The organism is Blautia massiliensis (ex Liu et al. 2021) (assembly GCF_052064225.1).
In the GTDB taxonomy this organism is placed as follows: domain Bacteria; phylum Bacillota; class Clostridia; order Lachnospirales; family Lachnospiraceae; genus Blautia_A; species Blautia_A fusiformis.
On the sequence record NZ_JBQHWA010000006.1, the window covers coordinates 97818 to 121154 of the forward strand.

23 protein-coding genes and 1 riboswitch are annotated in these 23337 nt (G+C 47.3%); of the genes, 7 read left to right on the plus strand and 16 right to left on the minus strand.

What is annotated here, in order from left to right:
* Nucleotides 1-46: 46 nt before the first annotated feature.
* The 14 genes from ACTNDQ_RS03735 to ACTNDQ_RS03800 form a co-directional block, all read right to left on the minus strand.
* The gene (locus tag ACTNDQ_RS03735; RefSeq protein WP_015526135.1) at nt 47-361 is read right to left on the minus strand and encodes an AzlD domain-containing protein; all 315 of its coding nucleotides are present in this window, start codon (nt 359-361) and stop codon (nt 47-49) included.
* Entirely contained in the window at nt 351-1070 is a 720-nt protein-coding gene (locus ACTNDQ_RS03740) for an AzlC family ABC transporter permease (RefSeq protein ID WP_441063762.1), read from the minus strand. The genes ACTNDQ_RS03735 and ACTNDQ_RS03740 overlap by 11 nt, the downstream gene beginning before the upstream one ends.
* Nucleotides 1071-1298: 228 nt before the next feature.
* The gene (locus tag ACTNDQ_RS03745) at nt 1299-1739 is read right to left on the minus strand and encodes a hypothetical protein (RefSeq protein ID WP_021651595.1); all 441 of its coding nucleotides are present in this window, start codon (nt 1737-1739) and stop codon (nt 1299-1301) included.
* Between the two features lie 1146 nt (nt 1740-2885).
* Complete coding sequence (locus ACTNDQ_RS03750) at nt 2886-5258, minus strand: ribonucleoside triphosphate reductase (protein ID WP_110102951.1); 2373 nt, start codon at nt 5256-5258, stop codon at nt 2886-2888.
* A 214-nt stretch (nt 5259-5472) separates the two neighbouring features.
* Nucleotides 5473-6708, minus strand: a complete 1236-nt coding sequence (gene hflX, locus ACTNDQ_RS03755; RefSeq protein ID WP_288786755.1) for a GTPase HflX — start codon at nt 6706-6708, stop codon at nt 5473-5475.
* Between the two features lies 1 nt (nt 6709).
* Entirely contained in the window at nt 6710-7768 is a 1059-nt protein-coding gene (locus tag ACTNDQ_RS03760) for a tetratricopeptide repeat protein (RefSeq protein ID WP_173722492.1), read from the minus strand.
* 8 nt (nt 7769-7776) lie between these two features.
* Nucleotides 7777-9123, minus strand: a complete 1347-nt coding sequence (gene glmM / locus ACTNDQ_RS03765; RefSeq protein ID WP_015526146.1) for a phosphoglucosamine mutase — start codon at nt 9121-9123, stop codon at nt 7777-7779.
* Nucleotides 9124-9137: 14 nt separating this feature from the next.
* Nucleotides 9138-10055, minus strand: coding sequence for a nucleotidyltransferase family protein (locus ACTNDQ_RS03770; RefSeq protein WP_441063766.1), 918 nt, complete (start codon nt 10053-10055; stop codon nt 9138-9140).
* A gap of 56 nt (nt 10056-10111) precedes the next feature.
* Nucleotides 10112-11188: a peptide chain release factor 1 gene (gene prfA, locus ACTNDQ_RS03775; protein WP_015526148.1), complete on the minus strand. Its 1077-nt coding sequence runs from the start codon at nt 11186-11188 to the stop codon at nt 10112-10114.
* Nucleotides 11181-12068, minus strand: coding sequence for a peptide chain release factor N(5)-glutamine methyltransferase (prmC, locus tag ACTNDQ_RS03780; protein WP_022426857.1), 888 nt, complete (start codon nt 12066-12068; stop codon nt 11181-11183). Before prmC ends, prfA begins: the two co-directional genes overlap by 8 nt.
* Entirely contained in the window at nt 12055-13053 is a 999-nt protein-coding gene (locus ACTNDQ_RS03785; protein WP_278797098.1) for a DUF1385 domain-containing protein, read from the minus strand. The genes prmC and ACTNDQ_RS03785 overlap by 14 nt, the downstream gene beginning before the upstream one ends.
* A 92-nt stretch (nt 13054-13145) precedes the next feature.
* The gene (gene rpmE, locus ACTNDQ_RS03790) at nt 13146-13349 is read right to left on the minus strand and encodes a 50S ribosomal protein L31 (RefSeq protein WP_015526151.1); all 204 of its coding nucleotides are present in this window, start codon (nt 13347-13349) and stop codon (nt 13146-13148) included.
* A gap of 105 nt (nt 13350-13454) precedes the next feature.
* Nucleotides 13455-14975: a transcription termination factor Rho gene (gene rho / locus ACTNDQ_RS03795; protein ID WP_441063769.1), complete on the minus strand. Its 1521-nt coding sequence runs from the start codon at nt 14973-14975 to the stop codon at nt 13455-13457.
* Nucleotides 14976-15226: 251 nt separating this feature from the next.
* A complete protein-coding gene (locus tag ACTNDQ_RS03800; protein WP_278797095.1) occupies nt 15227-16222 on the minus strand; it encodes an anthrax toxin lethal factor-related metalloendopeptidase in 996 nt (331 codons plus the stop codon).
* 160 nt (nt 16223-16382) lie between these two features.
* A riboswitch (cyclic di-GMP riboswitch) is annotated at nt 16383-16470 on the minus strand.
* A 129-nt stretch (nt 16471-16599) separates the two neighbouring features.
* Between ACTNDQ_RS03800 and ACTNDQ_RS03805 the strand changes: the two genes are divergently transcribed.
* The 7 genes from ACTNDQ_RS03805 to ACTNDQ_RS03835 are packed head-to-tail and all read left to right on the plus strand — an operon-like array spanning nt 16600 to nt 21439.
* The gene (locus ACTNDQ_RS03805; RefSeq protein ID WP_441063772.1) at nt 16600-17517 is read left to right on the plus strand and encodes a transglutaminase-like domain-containing protein; all 918 of its coding nucleotides are present in this window, start codon (nt 16600-16602) and stop codon (nt 17515-17517) included.
* Nucleotides 17518-17538: 21 nt separating this feature from the next.
* Nucleotides 17539-18582 (plus strand): type II secretion system F family protein, encoded by a 1044-nt coding sequence (locus ACTNDQ_RS03810; protein ID WP_441063774.1) that lies wholly within the window; start codon nt 17539-17541, stop codon nt 18580-18582.
* Nucleotides 18583-18594: 12 nt separating this feature from the next.
* Nucleotides 18595-18951: a hypothetical protein gene (locus tag ACTNDQ_RS03815; protein ID WP_278797089.1), complete on the plus strand. Its 357-nt coding sequence runs from the start codon at nt 18595-18597 to the stop codon at nt 18949-18951.
* Nucleotides 18948-19442, plus strand: a complete 495-nt coding sequence (locus tag ACTNDQ_RS03820; protein ID WP_015526158.1) for a DUF4860 domain-containing protein — start codon at nt 18948-18950, stop codon at nt 19440-19442. The genes ACTNDQ_RS03815 and ACTNDQ_RS03820 overlap by 4 nt, the downstream gene beginning before the upstream one ends.
* Nucleotides 19439-19891 (plus strand): hypothetical protein, encoded by a 453-nt coding sequence (locus ACTNDQ_RS03825; RefSeq protein WP_279198653.1) that lies wholly within the window; start codon nt 19439-19441, stop codon nt 19889-19891. Before ACTNDQ_RS03820 ends, ACTNDQ_RS03825 begins: the two co-directional genes overlap by 4 nt.
* Nucleotides 19888-20373, plus strand: a complete 486-nt coding sequence (locus ACTNDQ_RS03830) for a hypothetical protein (protein WP_118608157.1) — start codon at nt 19888-19890, stop codon at nt 20371-20373. Before ACTNDQ_RS03825 ends, ACTNDQ_RS03830 begins: the two co-directional genes overlap by 4 nt.
* 4 nt (nt 20374-20377) lie before the next feature.
* Entirely contained in the window at nt 20378-21439 is a 1062-nt protein-coding gene (locus tag ACTNDQ_RS03835; protein ID WP_278797085.1) for a type IV pilus twitching motility protein PilT, read from the plus strand.
* A 171-nt stretch (nt 21440-21610) separates the two neighbouring features.
* Here ACTNDQ_RS03835 and ACTNDQ_RS03840 read toward each other — a convergent pair whose 3' ends face one another.
* Nucleotides 21611-22111, minus strand: coding sequence for a COG2426 family protein (locus tag ACTNDQ_RS03840; protein WP_118512600.1), 501 nt, complete (start codon nt 22109-22111; stop codon nt 21611-21613).
* Nucleotides 22112-22127: 16 nt separating this feature from the next.
* Nucleotides 22128-23186, minus strand: a complete 1059-nt coding sequence (gene hisC, locus ACTNDQ_RS03845; RefSeq protein WP_279198651.1) for a histidinol-phosphate transaminase — start codon at nt 23184-23186, stop codon at nt 22128-22130.
* Nucleotides 23187-23337 lie beyond the last annotated feature (151 nt).

The following is a 23337-nucleotide window of genomic DNA, read 5'->3' on the forward strand; positions in this document are numbered from 1 at the left end:
TTTTCGAAGCTCCCTCCTGCGTATTTTATTTCCGCATATCCCCTCTTCAAATAAATACCAGAACCCTCTCCACGATAAACACCGCCGCACATGCCAGCAGGGCTACTGTGATCAGGCTTTTTTCCTTATATGCAGCAATAAGTGCTACCAGGAAACCTGCTGCACCGGAGATGATGCTGTCTGTGGCCTTCAGGATGGCCGGGAAGGTCATGGCTGCCAGACAGGCATATGGCACATAATACAGAAAGGACTTGATAAACGGGCTTCTGATCTCGTTTTTTGCAAGAGCAAGGGGCAGCATACGGATGAGATAGGTGACAATTGCCATCACCAGGATATAAAGATATACATTATGACTCATGAACGGCTTCCCCTTTCTCTTCCAGCGGGCAGAAATAAGCTGCCAGGCCTGCTATCAGAAGTGTTGTAATAATGATCATAAATCCGGATGATACCTGTTTTAACACCGGTGTCACCGCAAAAACAGTGCTGACTGCCATGGATGCCGCAACAACCCCAAGAACCGGTCTGCTCTTTTTGGACGGCGGGATGATGATGGCCAGGAACATTCCGTAAATGGCAACGCTCAACGCACTAAGCATAAAATCCGGCAAAAGGCTTCCGGAGATTCCTCCTGCCAGAGTTCCAAGAGTCCATCCGGGAATTGCCACGCACATGGCTCCGTAATTATAAAATATACTGACCTTTCCCTCCTGAGCCGCACTGATCCCGAAAATTTCATCGGTGATACCAAAAGCAGCGATGTATTTCAGGATGCCGGACTCCTCACGCCGGAATTTCTGGGACAGGGAAAATGACATCAGGCAGTATCTCAGGTTGATGATCAGCTGGGTCATTGCCATCTCCCACATGGAGCCTCCCGCAAAAATAATGTCCAGTCCCGCAAACTGACCGGCCGATGTCAGGTTGGTCAGGGAGATCAGAACTGCCTGCCAGATACGCAAGCCGCCGGCAACAGCCATCATGCCAAAGGTAAAGGATACCGCAAAATATCCAAGAGCGATGGGAACTCCATCCTTCATACCTTTTCTGAAACTTTCTCTTTTCATCGATTTCCTCCATTGTATGTACATTCCGTTATAAACGCAGCTGTGCCTACTTCTCCGATCTGTACAGCACTCATCAGAATCTCGCCACAGCTCGTTGTACATGTAAATAAGAGCGTGCCCGGAAACGTTTTCCTGTTTCCTGACACGCTCTTTTATTGTAGCATTGCCCTGTCAAAACTTCAATACGTGAATACGTCATTCCTGTTTGTCATTTTCCGGAATATGTCCTTACGCTTCTTCAACTCCATCCGGATCTACCAGACGATCCAGAACCTTGAAGCCATTGTTACGGAGAACACTCTCTGCAACAAGGAGATCCTCACAGTGCATGATCGCTACCGGAACTTTCAAACCTCTGTGGAAAAAGGTGTAAATGTAATGAAGGTTTACGTTGCTGTCGCCCATGACGCTGAGAAGCTTGTCAAGGCCGCCGATCTCATCCTGAAGATCTACCAAGATAGCCTGAGTAATACGGGTCATATATCCGTTTTCTGCCATGATCTGGTCTGCTTTTTCCGGATCATCACATACCATACGGAAGTTTGCGAACTCCGGTGCATCGAAACAGCCGAAGCCGTAGATGTCGATCTGATTCTCAGCAAGGATCTTTGTGACTTTCTGAAGACTTCCCGGAGTGTTTTCTACGAAGACGATATTCTGTTTTACCATGATGTAATTTCCTCTTTTCCTGATTATTTTTCTTGTTATTGTTTTTCTTATTATTCTTTTTTTATTCTAGCATGAAATCAATTGGAAGTGAATCCCTTTCCGGGAGGGAGCATTTCGCATGCGGCTGTGGATTTCCTTTCCAGGAGGGGCATTTCGCATGCGGCTGTGGATTTCCTTTCCAGGAGGGGCATTTCGCATGTGGCTGTGGATTTCCTTTCCAGGGGGAGCATTTTGCATGCGGTTTTTCCCTTCCAGGGGGAGCATTTCGCATGCGGCAGGTGCGAGGAGGGGAAGCATTCATAGTTGCGAAGGCCATCGTCCCCTCCTCGCGCTCCTCCCCTCCCGGCCACGCCGCTGTTCTGTGTTGTGGAATGTGTTACTTTTCTGACGGGGCGATGGATTCTACGGTATTGGATATTGCAGGTTGTGCCGATATAAGTAACTGATATGCTTTCTTGATTCAGGTCAAGCGGATATTCGCAATCCGCTTCGCTACTTGCTCATAACTGAATAACTGCTCCGCAGTTTATCAGAAAGAGCCTGCACTTCTCCTGATACAAGCAAGTCCTCACCCACTGCTTATTGCTTTTCGCAACCCTGCAGGGGACTTACTTGATTCAGTTAAATATCACAGAACATAAATCTCATATCAGGGAACAGGCCCGCTATGCGGGCCGCTTTCTCGTCCGCCCTCATCCATTGGCTCAGCCTTGAATTCCCGATACAGTCGAATCCATCACCCTATACAAAACGTATCACACACCACAACGTACGCTTCCAAAAAGCGTGCCCGGAAAGGGGGAGCGCGAGGGGGAAAAACGGGCTTCGCAACTTTGAGTGCTTTCCCCCTCGCAAATTTCCGCCGGGAAACAATTCCCGGATCCCCCACGCTGTATCACAGCGGCATACGTATATTTATACATTAAAGTGTAACACTTTCAATCATTAAACCCATGTATAAGTATACCATCCCGACATGAAATGTCAACCACCTTTCCCCAAAAACGAAAATCCCCCCAAAAATATAAAAACAAAAAGACAAAAAATAACAAGATAAAAAAAAATATATAAAAAAAGACCAGACGCACATCCAAACAGACATACGTCCAGCCATTTTAATTACAATTTACAATTGCCCCAAAGAGCTCAATCCAGCTCTTCATCCACATACTTCTGAATGTTAGAAGCATTCACATACTTCTTAACCTGTGCCCCGTCAGTGATCACAAGTGTAGGCGCCTGACGGATCCCATACTGCTTGACAAGCTCGGGATTCTGCTCAGCATCGATGATCTCCAGTTCTTCGCCTTCCAGCATTTTCTTTGCCATACGGCAGTTCGGACAAGTGCTGGTCGTAAAAAGATATTTATGAGATTCCACAGGCTGGATCTCCACCTCGTCACCCTTCATGGTCATCACACTGGTGTGGACCTTTTTCAGCTGGGAATGGGTAATATCATAGAGGGTACGGTTCTTGTACTCCTGGGTCTTACCATCGTTCCAGTTCTGTACAGGACGGTAATATCCTGTGATACGGCTGTAAACCTCAGCCTTCTTTCCACATTTCGGGCAGGTGAAATGCTCGCCGCTGATGTAGCCATGCTCCTGACATACAGAATAGGTCGGTGAGATGGTGTAATAGGGCAGGCGATAATTCTCTGCGATCTTACGTACCAGCGCTGCCGCTGCCTTCCAGTCCGGAAGCTTCTCCCCAAGGAATGCATGGAATACGGTTCCTGAAGTATACAGAGTCTGCAGATCGTCCTGAATATCCAGTGCGTCAAAAATATCCGCAGTGTAATCAACCGGCAGATGAGAGCTGTTTGTGTAATACGGAGTGTCGCCCTCTTTTCCTGCTGTTTTGATATCCGGATAACGGCTTCTGTCGTGTTTGGCAAGGCGGTATGCAGTGGACTCTGCCGGTGTTGCCTCCAGGTTGAAAAGCTCTCCCGGATACTGCTCCTGATAGTCTGAAAGACGGCTTCTCATATGCTCCAGAACCTCTTTTGTAAACTTCTGGGTTTCCGGATCTGTCATGTCTTTTTTCAGCCAGCAGGCATTTAAGCCCGCTTCGTTCATTCCCACAAGACCGATGGTGGAAAAATGATTGTCAAAGCTTCCAAGATATCTCTTCGTGTACGGATACAGTCCCTCCTCCAGAAGCCTGCTGATCACATCTCTCTTGATGTGAAGAGATCTTGCGGAGATATCCATCATGTGGTCCAGGCGCTGATAAAATTCCTTCGGCGTTCTGGAAAGGTATGCGATACGCGGCATATTGATGGTAACAACGCCTACAGAGCCTGTGCTCTCACCGGATCCAAAGAATCCACCACTCTTTTTGCGGAGCTCACGGAGATCCAGACGGAGGCGGCAGCACATGCTGCGGATGTCGCTTGGCTTCATATCACTGTTGATATAATTGGAAAAATACGGAGTACCGTACTTGGAAGTCATCTCAAAGAGAAGACGGTTGTTCTCGGTATCAGACCAGTCGAATTCCTTTGTGATGGAGTAGGTCGGGATCGGATACTGGAATCCACGTCCGTTGGCATCTCCCTCGATCATGGTCTCGATAAATGCCTTATTGACCATATCCATTTCTTTCTTACAGTCTTTGTATTTGAAATCCATGTCCTTGCCGCCTACGATAGCCGGAAGCTCTGCAAGGTCGTCCGGAACGGTCCAGTCCAGTGTAATGTTGGAAAATGGTGCCTGAGTGCCCCAGCGGCTTGGAGTATTTACGCCATATACAAAGGACTCAATGCATTTCTTAACCTCCGGATAGGAAAGGTTGTCTGCCTTTACAAAAGGTGCCAGATAAGTATCAAAGGATGAAAATGCCTGTGCGCCCGCCCACTCGTTCTGCATGATACCCAGGAAATTCACCATCTGGTTGCAGAGTACACTTAAATGCTTTGCAGGTGCAGAAGTGATCTTACCCTCAATACCGCCAAGTCCCTCTCGGATCAGCTGCTTCAGGGACCAGCCTGCACAGTAACCGGTCAGCATGGACAGATCATGGATATGGATATCTGCATTTCTGTGTGCATCTGCGATCTCGTTGTCGTAGATCTCAGACAGCCAGTAGTTTGCGGTAACTGCTCCGGAGTTGCTTAAGATCAGACCTCCTACAGAATAAGTAACCGTTGAGTTCTCCTTTACACGCCAGTCCTCAACCTTTACATAGCTGTTTACGATCTCTTTATAGTCAAGGATGGTGGATTTCATATTGCGAATCTTCTCACGCTGCTTACGATAAAGGATATACGCCTTGGCAACATCAGAATATCCGGCCTGGATCAGTACGTTCTCCACACTGTCCTGGATATCCTCAACAGAAATCCGGTTGTTCTCGATCTTATTCTGAAAATCCGCTGTAACACGAAGTCCCAGAAGATCGATCATATCCGAACTGTAATTCTTACCTTTGGCATCAAATGCCTTATCAATTGCCGCGGTGATCTTCCCCATTTTAAATTCATCTAATTCACCGTCTCTTTTTACTACCTGAAACATAAGAAAATGCCTCCCTCATGCATTTATTTATAAGCGGATATTCCATTCCGCCTCACTTGCCTGCTTACGAACACACTTCGTTTCACGATCTGTGTTCAAAGCGCTGTAGGCTTATTGTATCAGACACGCCTCTTTGCGTCAACATAAAAAGCACCATATATAGTGCCCGTTTTGTTCACGGTACTATATATGGTACTGAGTAGATATTTTAACATTATGTGACTTTCGGATAGATTTCCCGCGGAACTCTTGCTTTTACAGCAATCCCTCTTTCGGTATACTCTTCCGAAAGAAGCTGTCCATACTCACGGATCAGCTGGATCTGACCGGCCTCCGAATAAGGAAAAAGCCGTTCCATATAAATCTGTCCTTCTGCCAGTATCTCAGAAAGAAGCTGCTTAAATTCCTCAAGCCCCTCTCCTGTCCGTGCGGAAATCTTCAGCGTATGGTCTGCTCGGAGATCCCGAAAGCTCTCCCCGGAAACACGGTCCTGCTTGTTAAAAAGTGTGATCGTCTTTTTTCCCAGAGCACCAAGCTCTTTCAGGGTTTCATATACGATATGCATCTGTATCTCCGCCTGAGGATTGGATGCATCTACCACATGAATGATATAATCCGCATATTTGGCTTCCTCCAGAGTACTCTTGAAGGCTTCCACCAGATTGTGGGGAAGCTTGCGGATAAAGCCTACGGTATCCGTAAGAAGAAGCTGCTGTCCGTCATCCAGTGTCAGAAGACGGGTAGTCGGATCCAGTGTGGCAAACAGCTTATCCTCCGAAAGCACCGAAGCGCCTGTCAGTGTATTCAGAAGCGTTGACTTTCCTGCATTGGTATAGCCAACAATGGCTGCTGTCTTCAGATTTCCCACAGCTCTTCTGGAACGGATCAGCTCTCTGTGCTTTTCTACCTGGGAAAGCTCCTGCTTCAGTGCGGATATCCTGTTCCGGATCAGACGACGGTCTGTCTCCAGCTTTTTCTCACCAGGGCCTCTGGTTCCGATTCCTCCTCCAAGTCGCGAAAGAGAAGAACGTAGTCCCACAAGACGTGCAGACCGGTAACGAAGCTGTGCAAGCTCTACCTGGATCTTGCCTTCACTTGTGACGGCACGCTTCGCAAAAATGTCAAGGATCAGCAGGGTACGATCCATAACCTTGCACTCCAGCTCCCGCTCCAGATTATTCATCTGGGCAGGAGAAAGCTCATCGTCACAGATCACTCCATTGGCATCCAGGGCATAGAGAAGACCTTTTACCTCTTCGATCTTGCCTTTTCCGATATAGGTGCCCGGATGTACGGCCTCACGATTCTGAATGATCCTGCCTGCAACCGCCGCACCTGCCGTAGCCGCAAGTTCTCCAAGCTCATCCAGGGATTCCTCCATGTCATCCCCCCGATCTGCCTGGACACCGATCAGGATAACCCTGTCCTGTATTTCCTCAAAATATTCCATATCAGCCCTCCGAAGACGTTCTGGTTTTCAGGAAAGCCCGCTCTTTTTTTGCAGCGGAATCTTCAGGGAACATCTCAATATATTCCTGGACCTTGGTCAGTGCAGTAGCAAAATCCAGCTTTTTTTCATAGGCTACGATCTCATTGAACAGAAGACTCTGCATCTCGTCTGTGGTAGCTGTCGGAAGGCCTTTTGTGATGTTATCAAGAGCGGAATCATAATCTCCGCTTCGGATATCGCACAGTGCCAGACCATTATAGCCCTTGGCGGAATCACCCACTGCGGAAATATACTGCTTGTACATTGCCTGAGCATTTTCCACATCATCCTGGGCCAGATATACCATTCCCAGAAGAAGCAATGCTTCCGTATTATCCTTCTTGTTTGCTTCCAGAAGCTCTTTTTTTGCGTTGCTGTAGTCTTCCATATAATAGTAGACACGGCCTCTGTCACAGTGGTCCTGGGCATCCTTGGCCTCAGAAGAAAGAGCAGCTTCCAGATATCTGGTTCCGTCCGCTTCCATATCCTTGTCCAGATATGCCTCATAGATCTCGATTGCCATATCATAGGTGGAATCTTCTCCATAGGCCTGTTTGAAGTTAGATGCGGCTTCTTCGTAGGAATCCATGGCAAGGGCAACCTTTCCGGTGAGGAAATAACTGCCTGCATCCATGGAAAAATCTTCTCCAAGTGTCTGGCAGTCTGCCATGGCATCCTCGTATTTTCCAGACTTCAGCTCTGCAGTAGCCCGGTAGGACAGGATATCCTTACGAAGGCTTTTGCTTACTTTATCGCAGTTCAGAGCTTCCGTGAAGCTATTCACCGCATCCTCATATTTGCCAAGACGCAGGCTTGCGATACCTGCCCCGCGATAGGACTGTGCCAGCTTCACTCCGTTCTGGATCGAGCTCTGGTACTCCTCCAGGGCATACTTGTAGCTTCCCTGGGAAAGATCCTTTCCGGCCTGTTCATATATTTTTGTTTTTTCACTGCCGCAGCCGCCCAGAAGCAAGGCTCCTGTAACGGCTGCAAGAATCAATACGGTCTTTGTTTTTTTCATGGAATTCCTTATTCTACAACAAGCCCTTCGGCTTCCATCACATCAACAACACTATCTACATATTTATGGCAGAGATCATCCGTTCCCGCTTCTACCATAACACGGATCAGCGGCTCTGTACCACTCTCACGTACCAGGATACGTCCGTCATCGCCAAGTGCCTCTGCGGCTGCCTCAATGGCTGCTTTTACCTTTTCGTTCTCCAGTGCTGTTTTCTTGTCGGAAACACGCACATTCCGGAGAAGCTGCGGATAAACCTTCATCTCCTTTGCAAGGTCGCAGAGTGTGGCCTTCTGATCCACACATGCCTCCATGATCATAAGAGAAGTCAGGATCCCGTCACCGGTAGCGGAATAGCGGCTAAAGATGATATGTCCGGACTGTTCACCACCGATACTGTAATTGTTTTCCATCATGTTCTCGGCAACGTATTTGTCACCAACTGCAGTCTGCTCATAGTCGATGCCTTCACGCTCCAGAGACTTGTAAAGACCAAGATTGGACATAACGGTTGTTACAACTGTATTTCCGTTGAGCTGGCCTTTCTCTCTTAAATATTTGCCGCACACATACATGATCTTATCACCGTCAATGATGTTTCCGCGGTGGTCTACGGCGATACAGCGGTCTGCGTCACCATCATATGCAAAACCGATATCCAGGCCTTTATCTACCACGAACTGTCTCAGAACTTCAATGTGTGTGGAACCGCAGCCACGGTTGATGTTGGTTCCGTTTGGCTCATTGTTGATCACATAGGTTTTTGCACGAAGTGCGTCAAAAACACTCTTGGCAATGGCGGATGAGCTTCCGTTGGAGCAATCCAGCCCAACCTTGATATTTTTGAAATCATGGCATGGGATAGAGATCAGATGTCCGATATAACGGTTTCTTCCGGATGCAAAATCCACAGTACAGCCGATATCTTCTCCGGTTGCCAGCGGAAGCTCCTCGATCTCGCCGTCCAGATATGCCTCGATACGTGCTTCAATATCTGCGGAAATCTTCTGTCCGTTCTCATTAAGGACCTTGATTCCATTATCATTAAACGGATTATGGCTTGCGGAAATCATGATACCGCAGTCAAAATCTTCTGTACGTACCACATAGGATACACTTGGAGTTGTGGTCACATGAAGCAGATAGGCATCTGCTCCGGATGCGGTAAGTCCTGCCGCAAGGGCATACTCAAACATGTAACTGCTTCTTCTTGTATCCTTGCCGATCACGATCTTCGCCTTGTGATCTCTGCCGTAATACCAGCCGAGATAACGTCCCACGCGAAATGCATGATCTGCTGTAAGCTTTACATTTGCTTCACCACGAAAACCATCTGTTCCGAAATATTTACCCATAATGTTCTCCTTTATTACTGATACAGTCCTTCCGGATAAACGCCGTCATCTGTAAGTTTTTTGAATGCAGCCTGTACAGATGCCTTATCCTCCTGATAGGTAACACCGAACCACTCGTCCTTTGTCTCAAGAACATCTACCGCTGCTTTTCCGGAATGGATCAGCTGGTCGATAAGCTCAGGAAGAAGATACTCTTTTTTGATGTCTCCCTCTTTGATCCCACCAAGGAACTCAACGAAGCCTTTCTCAAGGATCTCCATAAATTCCAGTGTCAGTCCCCACATATTCATGGAAACAAGGCTCTTTGTATCCAGTGTTTCTGCTGTACCATCGTCATTTCTTGTCTCTGCGCCGTCTGCTGTCTTGAAGATGTTATGTGTCTCTGTAACGCCCACAAGCTTGCCATCCTCAATATGGCACACTCCTCTTGTGACGCTTCCGTTGTCACTTAATGTATTTCCAAGGCGGAAACCTGCCATGCAGATGTGCATCGGGCCATCCTGCGGATGATCCTGTACCAGGTAGTCATGCACCTTTACGTAGGCTTCTTTTCCGTAGTAGTCATCTGCATTGATCACAGCGAATGGCTCGGAAAGGACTTTCTTTGCTGCCAGTACAGCGTGTCCGGTTCCCCATGGCTTGGTACGGTCCGCCGGTTTTGTAAAATCGCCCGGAAGATCGTCGATCTCCTGGAATGCATAAGCAACTTCTGTAATGTTGGAGATACGGTCTCCGATCACTTTTTTGAATTCATCTTCAAGGTCTTTGCGGATGATAAATACGACCTTGTTGAATCCTGCCTCCAGTGCATCATGGATGGAATAGTCCATAATGATCTCGCCCTTCGGGCCTACCGGTGCAAGCTGCTTGATTCCTTTTCCAAAACGGCTGCCGATACCGGCTGCCATGATCACCAGTGCTGTCTTTTTCATTTTCGTTTCCTCCTGATTTATTATAATTTTTTGAACTCTGTAGCTGTAATCAGCGCTTACTCCTGTTCATTCAGCTTTGTCAGCTTTACTGCCTGGTCTGCTGCGATCAGACTGTCAATGATCTCATCCAGATCTCCGTTAAGGATATTCTCAAGACGATGAAGGGTAAGCTTGATCCTGTGGTCTGTTACACGTCCCTGAGGGAAGTTATAGGTACGGATCTTCTCGGAGCGGTCACCTGTACCGATCTGGCTTCTCCTTGCCTCTGCCTCAGCGTCATGCTGTTTTGCAAGCTCCATCTCATACAGACGGGAACGGAGCACACGGAGTGCTTTATCCTTGTTCTTAAGCTGAGACTTCTCATCCTGGCAGGAAATCACGATTCCTGTAGGGATATGGGTAAGACGTACTGCGGAGTCTGTGGTGTTGACACACTGACCACCGTTTCCGGATGCACGGAACACATCGAATTTACACTCATTGAGATCCAGATGGAAATCAATTTCTTCTGCCTCCGGCATGATCGCTACCGTACAGGTAGAGGTATGGATCCTTCCGCCGGACTCTGTCTCCGGTACTCGCTGTACACGGTGAACACCGCTTTCGTATTTCAGTCTGGAATATGCACCCTCACCCTTGATCATGAAGGTAACCTCCTTAAAGCCGCCGATGCCGTTCTCATTGAGGCTGAGCATCTCGGTTTTCCAGCGGCGGGACTCCGCGTATTTCACATACATACGATAAATCTCTGCTGCAAAAAGTGCTGCCTCATCACCGCCTGCACCTCCACGGATCTCAACGATAACGTTCTTGCTGTCGTTAGGGTCCTTCGGAAGAAGAAGGATCTTCAGCTCATGCTCCAGCTCCTCCACTCTCTTTTTTGCATCGGAAAGCTCTTCCTTCAGCATTTCACGCATCTCTTCGTCCTTCTCGCTCTCCAGCATGGAAAGACTGTCCTCGATGGTTTCCTTATTTTTCTTATATTCTTTATATGCGTCAACGATTGGCTGCAGGTCGCTCTGCTCCTTCATCAGCTTCTGAAAATGTGCCGGATCGTCGGTTACTCCCGGTTCTCCCAGCTCATTGAGAAGCTCTTCAAAACGTACCAGCAGATCATCCAGTTTATCAAACATGTATTTCCTCCTGTTTCTGTCCAAGCACTACACGGTCAAGGCCCGGCAGATCCTTTACGATCTGAACCCCGGTAAACCCGGCTGCTTTCATCATTGTACTGACTGCCTCACCCTGGGTGCAGCCGATCTCATACAGAAGCCATCCGCCTGGTTTCAGGTACCTTCCGGCCTCTGCTGTGATCTTTCTGTAAAAATAAAGCCCGTCTTCCATTCCGTCAAGGGCCTTCCTCGGATCATGAAGGCGGACTTCTTCCATCAGTGTTTCAATTTCTTCTGTTGCGATATAAGGCGGGTTTGAAATAAGGATATCATATTTCCCACTATCTTTTCCACCTTTTTCACAAAAATACGGTGCCGAGAACAGATCGCTTTCCACAAAATCCGCCCGGTTCTCCACCTTTAGAATACCTGCATTCTTTTTTGCCACTTCCAGTGCTTCCGGTGAAACATCCACACCGGTCCCACAGGCATCCTGCCGTTCCAGAAGAAGGCTGAGCAGGATGCAGCCGGAGCCGGTACACATATCCAGGATCTCCGGTTTTTCCACATCCCCAAGGTGTTTCAATGCCTCTTCCACCAGAGTCTCCGTATCCTGTCTCGGGATCAGCACGTTTTCGTTTACATAAAACTCATAGCCCATAAAAAAAGCCTGATGAGTCAGCTGCTGTACAGGAATATGTCCTGCCCGCCTGTCGATCAGCGTAAGATACTCTGCTGCGGTCTCATCAGACACCGGTTCATCTCCATGCGCAAAATAATATGCCCGATTCTTTCCGGTCTTAAATTCCAGAAGGAGCCAGGCATCCAGCCCGGCTTCTTCCAATCCGTTATCTTTCAGTATTGTTGTACCTTTTTTCAGAAGGGACTCAAGAGTCTGCATTTTCTGTCTCCTCTGTCTCATATGGGATGTCCAGGTCAAATTCCTCTTTCAGATAAGCTCTCCAATCAAAAACAGCCTCAACTGCTTTAATGGCTACCTCTGCCATATCTGCAGCAGGCTCCTTTGTGGTGAATTTCTGCATGGCAAGACCTGGTTTACTCATAATGTCCGCAAATTTACTGTCTGTTCTTCCTGCCCACTGGATGATCTCAAAGGAAATCCCCGCAACTACCGGCACCATGAGAAGTCTTCCCAGCAGTCTCACCCAGTAAAACGGCACCGCCACAAACACAAAATGCAGCACAATACTTACCAGCATGACCAGAAACAGAAAGCTTGTTCCACAGCGCTTATGAAGCCTGGAGCTCTTTAACACATTCTCTACCGTCAGAGGCAGACCATGCTCCACACAGTTGATACATTTGTGCTCCGCACCGTGATACATAAATGTCCTCTGGATATCCTTCATTCTGGAGATCAGGAACATATATCCCATAAACAGTGCCAGCTTCACAAAGGCTTCCACTATGGTGACCAGAAATTCCGAAGCACCTACCCCTCGGATCAGACTGGCCAGTACATACGGAAGAAACATAAAAGCAGCCACAGAAACCACCATGGAGATAGCTACCGTAATGTAAAGAAGCCACTTGAACTGCTTATCCTCTTTGGCTTTTTTTGCAGAACGCTCTTCTTCTGTAAGCTGCTCGTTCTTCCTGGCTGTTTCCTCATCTTCCTCGTCTCCTGCGATCTCCGCAGAATACATCAGGCATTTCGTGCCTACCACAAGAGAATCCACAAAGCTTACCACACCACGGATGATCGGTTTCTTCAGAAATGCGTGATTTCCGAAGATACATTTATAATCCTCTACCTTCAGCTCGATCTCCTGGTCCGGGCGGCGCACTGCGATAGAATATTTGTCCTTGTGGCGCATCATGATGCCTTCCATGACCGCCTGTCCGCCGATATTCGATGATCTCATTCATTCTCTCCTGTGCAAATTAAAAATTTTTCAGTTAAAGAAAGGTTGAGATTTCCCAACCTCAACCTTCTCATTTCCTGTATTCGCAATAATTACTTATTCAGGCCGTATTTCTTGTTGAACTTATCGATACGTCCACGAGCCTGTGTAGCCTTCTGCTGTCCTGTGTAGAACGGATGGCATTTGGAACAGATCTCAACATGGATGTCCTCTTTAGTAGAACCTGTTACGAAAGTGTTTCCGCAGTTGCAGGTTACAGTTGCCTGATAGTAGTTCGGATGGATTCCTTCTCTCATGATTTTCACCTCTCTATATATTTAATATTATTCGTATTCAATTGACGAATTCCATTTTAAACAGCTTGCTAAGTATAACATAGCTTTCCCTAAAATGCAAGGACTTTATAAAAATTTCTGTTTCTTTACAGTCTGTACCAGTTCTGCATTGTTCCTGGTTCTGGCAAAGGTATTCAGGATCTGTTCTACTGCCTCATCCGCTTTCATTCCGTTGAGAGCTTTTCGCATAATATAAACCGCTTCCTGTTCATCCTTGCTGAGAAGCAGATCCTCTCTTCTGGTTCCGGATTTCTGGATATCAATGGCCGGGAATACCCGTTTCTCCTGTAATTTACGATCCAGGACAAGTTCCATATTACCGGTTCCCTTGAACTCCTCATAAATAACATCGTCCATCTTGCTTCCGGTATCCACAAGTGCAGTTGCCAGAATCGTCAGGCTTCCGCCCTCGCGCATATTACGGGCTGCGCCAAAAAATCTCTTGGGCATATGGAGAGCCGCCGGGTCAAGACCACCGGATAAGGTTCTTCCGCTTGGCGGGATAATCAGATTATAGGCTCTGGCAAGTCGTGTGATCGAATCCAGAAGAATGATCACATCCTGTTTATGCTCTACAAGACGGCGCGCACGCTCCACAACCATCTCGGAAACTCTCTTATGATGTTCCGGAAGTTCATCAAATGTAGAATAGATCACTTCCACATTCGGTCCCTGGATCGCCTCTCTGATATCGGTAACCTCCTCAGGACGCTCATCGATCAGAAGAATGATCAGATGCATATCTCTGTTATTCCTGAGGATAGACTTGGCAACATCTTTCAGAAGGGTTGTCTTACCTGCCTTTGGCGGAGATACGATCATTCCTCGCTGGCCCTTTCCGATAGGACTGATCAGATCCACGATACGCATAGCCGTTGTACCGCCTGCACGCTCCATGACAAGTCTCTCATTCGGAAAGATCGGTGTCATATCTTCAAAATTATACCGTCTCTGTCCCTCACTCGGATGAAAACCGTTAATGGAAGATACGTAGAGAAGGGCACTGAACTTCTCTCCCTGGGTCTTGATGCGGATATTTCCCTGGATGATATCACCTGTCTTTAAATTAAAGCGGCGGATCTGGGAAGGAGAAACATAAATGTCGTTCTCACCCGGCATATAATTCTCACATCGGATAAAGCCATATCCATCCGGAAGGACCTCAAGGATCCCGTTAGCCTTTTCACCACTGTCCAGCTGGGTGGATTCTGACGGGACATTCCCGTTCTCCCTTGCAGCTTCCCGGTTATATTCACGGTTGTACTCTCTGCGGATATTTGTGCTTCTGTGTTCCTGCTCATTCTTATCACTACGATATTCCTTCCGCTGCTCCTGAAGTCCTTCCCCTGCCGGACGGGTACGATATTCTGTTTTTTCCGAATCATAGCTTTTTTCTTTTACAGTATTTTCTGCCGGTGTATTTTTGTGTACTTCTTCGGGATTTCCTCTGTCGGACTCTTTGACGTCCTCCTCCAGCATCCGCTCGATCAGTGCCGGTTTTCTCAGAGTAGAAATTCCCTTCATCCCTCTCGCCTTTGCCAGATCCTTCAGCACCGCCAGAGATAATGATTCATACTTTTCTCTCATATTAAATCCTCTATTCTTAAATCTGATAAATTATATATTTGTTGTTTATGGAATCAGATACAGCCTGACATGGCTGCACTTTTTTCGAATGAAAGCGTGTTTTCAGCTTATGTTTCATTATACACACCTTATAGAGTCTATTGCAAGAAATATTTATCGACATTTTTTTTATACTTTTCTCACAAAAAAGAAAAAAATCTGCCCGGGAGATCTCTTCCCGGACAGATCCAACGTTCCTGTATGCTTCTTTTTTATCTCCAGAACGGTCCGTATATATCCATGACCCTCTGGATACGTTCATCGGTAATTTTATTCAGAGCCGCCACGATCGCTGCATATGTTTTTGGTCTCTGTCTCTTAAGTGTTGACGGACTTGTTACATACTCAAGCACTGATTCTGCAAAATATTCTGAACTGTTCTGCGTTGCATAGCTTCTGTTGATACCTGTAAATTTGGATTTTTCGCTGTTATAAACTGCTGCAAAATCACTTGTTCTGTCTACGTTTCCCGCAACAAAAGCAAGGAAATGTCCCAGCTCATGGTAGATTGTCTCATCCTCAAAACGAAGGATGATGCTTCTTGAATGTGCGTTAAAGCAGCCTCCGTAGTTAACAGACGGATCGATCGTTACAGTAAATCCAAGCTTCTTGTAGGCTTTGAGCACCCTGCTGTCCATCTTCGGTGCAATGGAAGCAATATTGCTTACTGAATATTTGCTGTCCATGCTGATGCTTTCTACTTCTTTTGTGGAAGCTGCATTCGCTTTGCCGGCAGTACCTGAAGCTGCCCTGACTGTTGTGGTCGTCTGAATGGTTGTAGTTACTTTCCGTGTCTGAACGGCTGTTTTTGATTTCTTTGTGTATTTCTGTGTTGTTGCAGTCTTAACTGTCTTTAATGTTTTTACGGTTGTATTTCTGTTTGTTTTCTTTGTGGTCGTACTCTTCTTATTGGTAGTCGGAAGCTTCTTGGTATAAGTCTTGGTCGCCGCTTTTTTCAGCTTAACTTTTTTTCTGGTTGTCTTGGTATTTGAAGTCGTTTTGGTAGTCACCTTCGGTTTTGAAGCAAGTGGAGTGTCGTCCTCTGTGATGGTAGTCTCCATTACCGGATCTGTAAAATCCGGAAATTCCGGAACCTGTGACGACTGCCAGACATTAAAGCCACCTGCCAGTACAATAACAGCTGCAAGGCATCCTGCTAAAGCTTTTTTCCTGCCTGTAAAAATTTTACGGATATCTGTTCTTTTCATATCATTCACACCTTTCTGAAAGCCGACGTTTCAGTTTCCACCCTGAACCGGATTTTAGGCATCAAAAAAGCCGCTTATTCTAACGAAATAAACGGCCGCATTAACACACAGATTCTTGTTCATAGATGTTATCTGAATACGTCATTAAATCGGAATTTAATGCGGCAACCGGCTGTCATAGTCATCCTTCGGACCTTAGACCCATGGCTTTGCGTCCCTGTCTTTCAACAGGTTTGCCTTTATATTTGTAGTATATGTTTTTTTCCCTGAAATGTCAACATTTTCCACTGCATTTTGAGCCCTGCTCCTGTCTTTTTTTCACGGAATCTGCTATACTATTCAAAAAGAAAGCATGATATAACAGGAGAACGGAAACTATGTCAAAATTTTTACCAGTCCGTCTCTTTTTTGTATGGCTGCTTTTCGGAATCCTGCTGGCAGGCTGCGGAAATTCTCCTTCCTCCGATGAAGAACCTCCGGTATATTCTCCGGCCAGAGTCCTCACCCCGGAGGTCCCCGGTAAAAAAACACTGGGCAGTTTCCCTCTGATCCTGGATATTTCCAATCAGGATCAGGGATATCTGACTGCAGAATCCGATTCCGATGATTCCCGCATGAACATTCAGCTTACTGCTCCCTCCGGTGTGGTCTATTCCTATTTTCTGGAACCTGATGAACAGGCGGTACTTCCTTTTTCCGAAGGCTCCGGTGAGTATCTCATCACCTGCTATCAGCAGGTTGATGGAAACCAGTATGCCGCCCTTTACACGGAAACGCTCACAGTAAAGCTTCAGAATGAATTTCTTCCGTTTCTGTATCCAAACCAGTACGTGGACTTTTCTTCCAAAAGTGAAGCCTGCAAACTGGCAGCCTCTCTTGTCAAAGAAGACATGACCGATATCGACATCCTGAAAACCTTCTATACATATGTTACCAGTCATATTTCCTACGATTATGACAAAGCTGATTCTGTCGAAGCCGGTTATCTTCCTGATGTAGATGATACTTTAAGCACCGGCACGGGGATCTGTTTTGATTACGCTGCACTGACTATTGCAATGCTCCGCAGCCAGGACATTCCCTGCAAGCTTCAGATCGGCTATTCCGGTGATGTAAAGCATGCATGGATCGATGTTTATATCCGTGGCAGAGGCTGGGTGACAAAGGCAGTATCTTTTGACGGAGACACCTGGAAGCTGATGGATCCCACCTTTGACGCCAACAGCGATGGTGATGAAGCGATCCAGGAATATATCGGTGATGAAAGCAATTATACGGTACAGTTCACACGCTGACCCACTAAAGGAGACCTTATTATGAAAAACAAACTGACAGCCCGGGAATTATCCAGTTTCTGCGGGCAGATGGGAATGCTTCTGCATTCCGGCATATCCACAGCTGAAGGACTTCACATCCTCTGCGACGAAAGCAAGACCGATGCAGACCGGCAGATCCTCACACCCCTGATCCGTTCCGTGGAAGAAAACGGTTCTCTTTCCCGGGCTCTTGACGAATCCGGGATCTTTCCCACATCCATGACCGCCTATGTCCGGACCGGTGAGGAAACCGGCTGCCTGGATGAGATCATGGAAAGTCTCAGTTCCCACTATGAACAGGAGGAAGAAATCTCAGGACAGATACGGTCTGCAGTCACTTACCCGCTGCTCATGCTTGGCATGATGGCTGTTGTGATCCTGGTCCTTCTGATAAAAGTCCTGCCGGTATTTCAACAGGTATTTAACCAGATGGGAATGGAAATGAACGGGGTTTCCCGGGGACTTCTGAATGCAGGCAACGTGATCAGCCGGTATTCCTCTGTTTTTCTGATCCTCGCCGCAGCCCTCACTGGCTGCATCCTGTTTTTCAGTCTTACGGAAAAAGGTCACAGCCAGCTGCGAAAAATGGCCATCCATCTCCCGTTTTTCCGTGAGATCCCGGTTGCCATGGATTACAGTCGTCTGACCCAGGGCCTTTCCCTGGGGCTTCGGAGCGGACTTTCCCCGGAAACCAGCCTGGAGCTTACAAAGGATCTGATCTCACAGCCGGTGATACTCGAAAGACTCCGGAAGACTTCCTCTATCCTGGATAGCGGAGAAACTTTTTCCAGGGCTCTTACAGAATCCGGTCTGTTCGGCGGCATGGAAGGCCGTCTCATCACGATATCCTTCTATTCCGGTTCCAGTGACGAAACCTTCCGCAGGCTTTCCCGGCAGTACACCGAAAGATCCATAGATCTGATCTCACAGGCAGTCTCCATTGTGGAGCCTACCATCGTGATCCTGTTGTCTCTTCTTGTGGGGCTGGTCCTTTTATCCGTCATGATGCCGCTTCTGGGGATCCTCTCAGATTTTGCAATGTAAGGTGGTGACCGCATGGAACTTTTTGAAAGCCGCAGAACAAAATTTCTCAGAGCATTTTTTCTTCTCTTTCCGGCGCTGCTTCTGGTTTTATCCTGCACCTTGTTTGTGGCAGGTGTCAGCAGCACCTCCGACCAGGCCGTACACAAAGAACAGGATGCTCTGGAACAGGCACTGAAAAACGGTGCCATCCGCACCTATGCCCTCACAGGCACATATCCCGAAAGCCTGTCCCAGCTTCTCTTGGATTATCATATCACTTATGACAAAACCAAATTCGTAGTAGAGTATGTTCCTAACGTTTCCAATCTCCTGCCGTCTATCAGCGTGATCGCTCTGTCCGGCAGTGCGAAAGGAGGGAATGCCTCATGAATCACCGGAAGAACACCGGACATTCCGTTTCTTCTCTTTTTTCGCTTCTTCTTTTCGGTGTTTTTGTTCTGTTCCTTATACTGATGCTGCTATTTTCCGCCCGGATTTACCAGCAGACTGTGAAACAGACTGACTCCGATTCCGAGCTTGGGACCGCAGCAACTTATCTGACTACCAAATTCCGGCAGCACGACCGCGGCGATGAGATCTTTTCCGGTTCCCTGGATGATATTCCTGCCCTTTGTTTCCGGGACGATATCAAAGGAAAAGAATATATCACGTATATTTACCTGAAGAATGACAGTCTGATGGAGCTTTTCACTGCAAAAGGCTCTCAGGCCAGTTCCGATGCAGGAACCGTCATCTCACAGCTTTCCGATTTCCGGTTTTCGGAAATGGAAAATGGTTTTTACCACTTTTCCCTGGAAAGTACCACGGGAGTCCGCTCGGAATTTCTGCTTCATCGCATTGACAAAAAGGAGGCATCATGAAAGAATCAAGACATAATTCCGGTACCAGCCTTTTTCTGATGGAAATGATCCTTGCCCTTTTGTTTCTGTCACTTTCCTCAGCTACCTGCATCCAGATCTTCGCGGCAGCACGGAAAAACCGGCTCCAGGCAGAACAGTGGAACCAGATCCAGGCTCTCACAACCTCCGTGGGCGAGATACTGGAAGGCACTGACGGAACCGATGAACAGTTCCTCTCTCTGCTTCCGGGGGGCATCAAAAAGAACACCAACCTGATCTGGTATTATGACCGTAACTGGCAGAGCTGCTCTTCCGGAGAAGCCGCCTGTGAAATGATCCTGGAAACAGATATTTCTTCTTCAGAAAAATCCGGCGAGCTTTCTTTCCGGCAGCTTTCCAACTGCAGTGAGCTTTACCGGATCACCCTGCGTTTTCCTGTTGATGACTACAGAAGGGAGGCTGTACATTGAAACAGAAGCATACGTTTTTTGTAACTGTCGGCATTCCTTCCCTGTTTCTTATCTTCTCTGTGCTGTGTCTCTGTGTACTTGCTCTGCTTACTCTTGGAAGCTCCAGATCCAGTCTTAACACAGCCAGACATTCTATGGAACAGACCGAAAATTATTACACCGGCTGCGCAAGCGCCACGGAAACCGTTTCAGAAATCCGTGATGATCTGGAGCAATACAGGGAAAAAGCTTCCGATGAGACCAGATATTTTTCCATGATACAAAAGCTTGCGGACACAAGGAACGATCTCAGCTGGGATTCCCACAGCCACACCCTTTCCTTCTCCGTTGGAATTTCCGAGACACAACAGCTTTCTGTAGTGCTTGAGATTTTTTACCCGCAGGAAAAAAGCTCTTCCGCTTATCAGATCCTGCAATGGAACACAGAGCTTACCGGATCCTGGCAACCTGACAACCACCAGAATGTATTTAAAGGAGAATAAACCTATGGATACCCCTATTCCTGAATTTTTGGCAGAAGCTGCCAACCGGCGTGTCTCTGATATCTTTATCATCGCAGGCCGCCCCCTGGCAGAAAAAATCGACGGTCATCTTTTGGACCGTGGTGACAGGCTGATGCCTGATCAGACAGAAAATTTACTCCGCACCATTTACGGCCTTGCGGAAAATCGCGATATATCCCGTCTTATGAAAACCGGTGATGATGACTTTTCTTTTTCCATTCCCGGTGTTTCCAGATTTCGTGTCAATGCCTACAAGCAGCGTGGTTCCCTGGCTGCCGTGATCCGCGTGATCGCCTTCCGGCTGCCGGATCCTGCAGAGCTTTCCATTCCCGAGGATGTGATGAACATCTCCGAATATACCCGTGGCATGGTCCTTGTTACCGGTTCTGCCGGAAGCGGTAAATCCACCACCATGGCCTGTCTGATCGACCGGATCAACCATACCCGGGAAGGCCATATCATCACTCTGGAGGATCCTCTGGAATATCTCCACCGCCATGATCGCTGTATCGTCAGCCAGCGCGAGATCTGTACCGACACCGAAAGCTATCTGACTTCTCTTCGTGCCACACTACGCCAGAGCCCGGATGTGATCCTTCTTGGAGAGATGCGTGATCATGAAACCATCCAGACTGCCATGACCGCTGCGGAAACCGGTCATCTTGTCCTTTCCAGCCTGCATACTCTGGGAGCAGCCAACACCATCGAACGCATCATGGACGTGTTTGAGCCATCCCAGCAGCATCAGATCGCCCTCCAGCTTTCCATGGTCCTTCAGGCTGTGATCTCCCAGCAGCTGATCCCGGATGTGGACGGACGCAACATTCCTGTTTTCGAGATCATGCGCCTGACTCCTGCCATCCGCAATATGATCCGCGACAATAAAGTACACCAGATCGAAGGCGTGATCTCCACATCCGGTCAGGAGCAGATGCGTTCTATGGACCAGAGCCTTCTGGAATTATATAAAAAAGGCCGTATCACCAGGGATACAGCTCTGAAATACGCTTTAAACGCGGACATGCTGAAGCGCAGACTTATGTAAGGATCTTCTCGGTATACCTCTGCCTGATATGTAAAAACACATAAAAAATCCCTTACCGATCTCTGATATGTTTCCGGAATACAGAACACATATCATTTTACAGATCCGGTAAGGGATTTCTTTATTTTCAATCCGATCTCGATCAAAAAGACATTCCTTCTCTGCGATCGATCAATGCACTACATTTCCTACAATTCCATAAGAAACAATATACATAATGGCACTTGCCATAAAAAGTCCGCACAGGATCGCAATGGAGGATTTTTTGATATCCACCTCAAGAAGAGAGGCGATCAGTGCACCTGTCCAGGCTCCTGTGCCCGGAAGAGGGATTCCCACAAACAGCAGAAGTCCCAGAAATTCATATCTCTTGATCTGGTCACTCTTTCCCATAGCTCTGTTTTCCAGCTTTGTGATCAGACCTCTGAACGTCTTTGTTTTTTTCATCCATTTAAAGATCTGCCGGATAAAAAGCAGGATAAACGGAATCGGAACAATATTTCCCACGATACAGATCGGCAGTGCCTTCGCAGCCGATATCTTCAGCAGAGAGGCTGCCAGAAGGCCGCCGCGAAGCTCCAGTATCGGGATCATAGAAATGATGAACACAGCTCCCTCGGGAGAGATAAACTGTGCAAGGTGGTGTGAAAACCATTGTACCAGTACTTCCATAGTACCTCCTTAACTGTTATTTCTGCAGATATTCCGTCAGGAATTCTACCAGCTTTTTCATCTCCTCATCGGTACCGATGGTGATACGGAGATGATTGTCGATCCTGTCCTTCGGGAAATATCTTACATAGATATGTTTCTCCCTCAGTGCTGCGAAAAGCTCTTTGGCCGGACAGCTCTCATGTGTGGCAAAGATAAAGTTGGATCTGGAATCCTGGAAGGAAAATCCAAGCTTCCTGAGCTCTGCCTTTGTCCACTCCCTTGTTGTAATGATCTTATGGCAGCATTCCTCAAAATATGCCTTATCCTCCATAGATGCCACACCAGCCGCGATGGTAGTACGATCCATGGTATAGGAGTTAAAGGAATATTTCACATCATTGAGATATTTGATCAGCTCCGGATTTCCGAAGGCATATCCGATACGCATTCCTGCCAGGGATCTGGACTTGGAGAAGGTCTGCACAACAAGCAGATTATCATATTTTTCGATCAGCGGCAGTGCGGATGCTGCTCCGAAATCCACGTACGCCTCATCTACGATCACGATACTCTCCGGATTCTTTGCCACGATCTCCTCGATCTCGGAAAGAGGCATTTCCACGCCGGTCGGTGCATTGGGATTAGGGAATACGATTCCGCCGTTTTCACGGAAATAATCTTCCTTACGGATATGGAACTCCTCATCTAATGCCGGGCGCTCATATGGGATCCTCAAAAGATCTGCCCATACATCATAGAAAGAATAAGTGATGTCCGGGAACAGAATCGGTTTCTCTGAATTAAAAAATGTGAGAAAACACATAGCCAGTACGTCATCGGAACCAACGCCTGTAAATACCTGCTCGTCCTTCAGGCCGTAGAACGCGGCAATACTGTGTACCAGGTCGCCTGCTGTCGGATCCGGATAAAGTCTCAGGGTATCAGAATCAAGGGCCTTCAGCGCCTTCTCCACACCCGGAGCCGGTGAATATGGATTCTCGTTTGTATTCAGTTTGATCATGCCTCTCTCATTTGGCTGTTCGCCAGGAGTATACGGCACTACTTTTCGTATATTAGCTTCCCATGGTTTCATGCTGTGCTTAACCTCCTATCATATTCTTTTGCTATTGTACTCACTGCGAGGACATTTGTCAAAGGGTAATACCACCTGCCGGGAAACAAAAAGACACCCGTACCGGGTTACAGAGTACGGGTGTCTGATATATTCTTCTTAATGAAGGGCT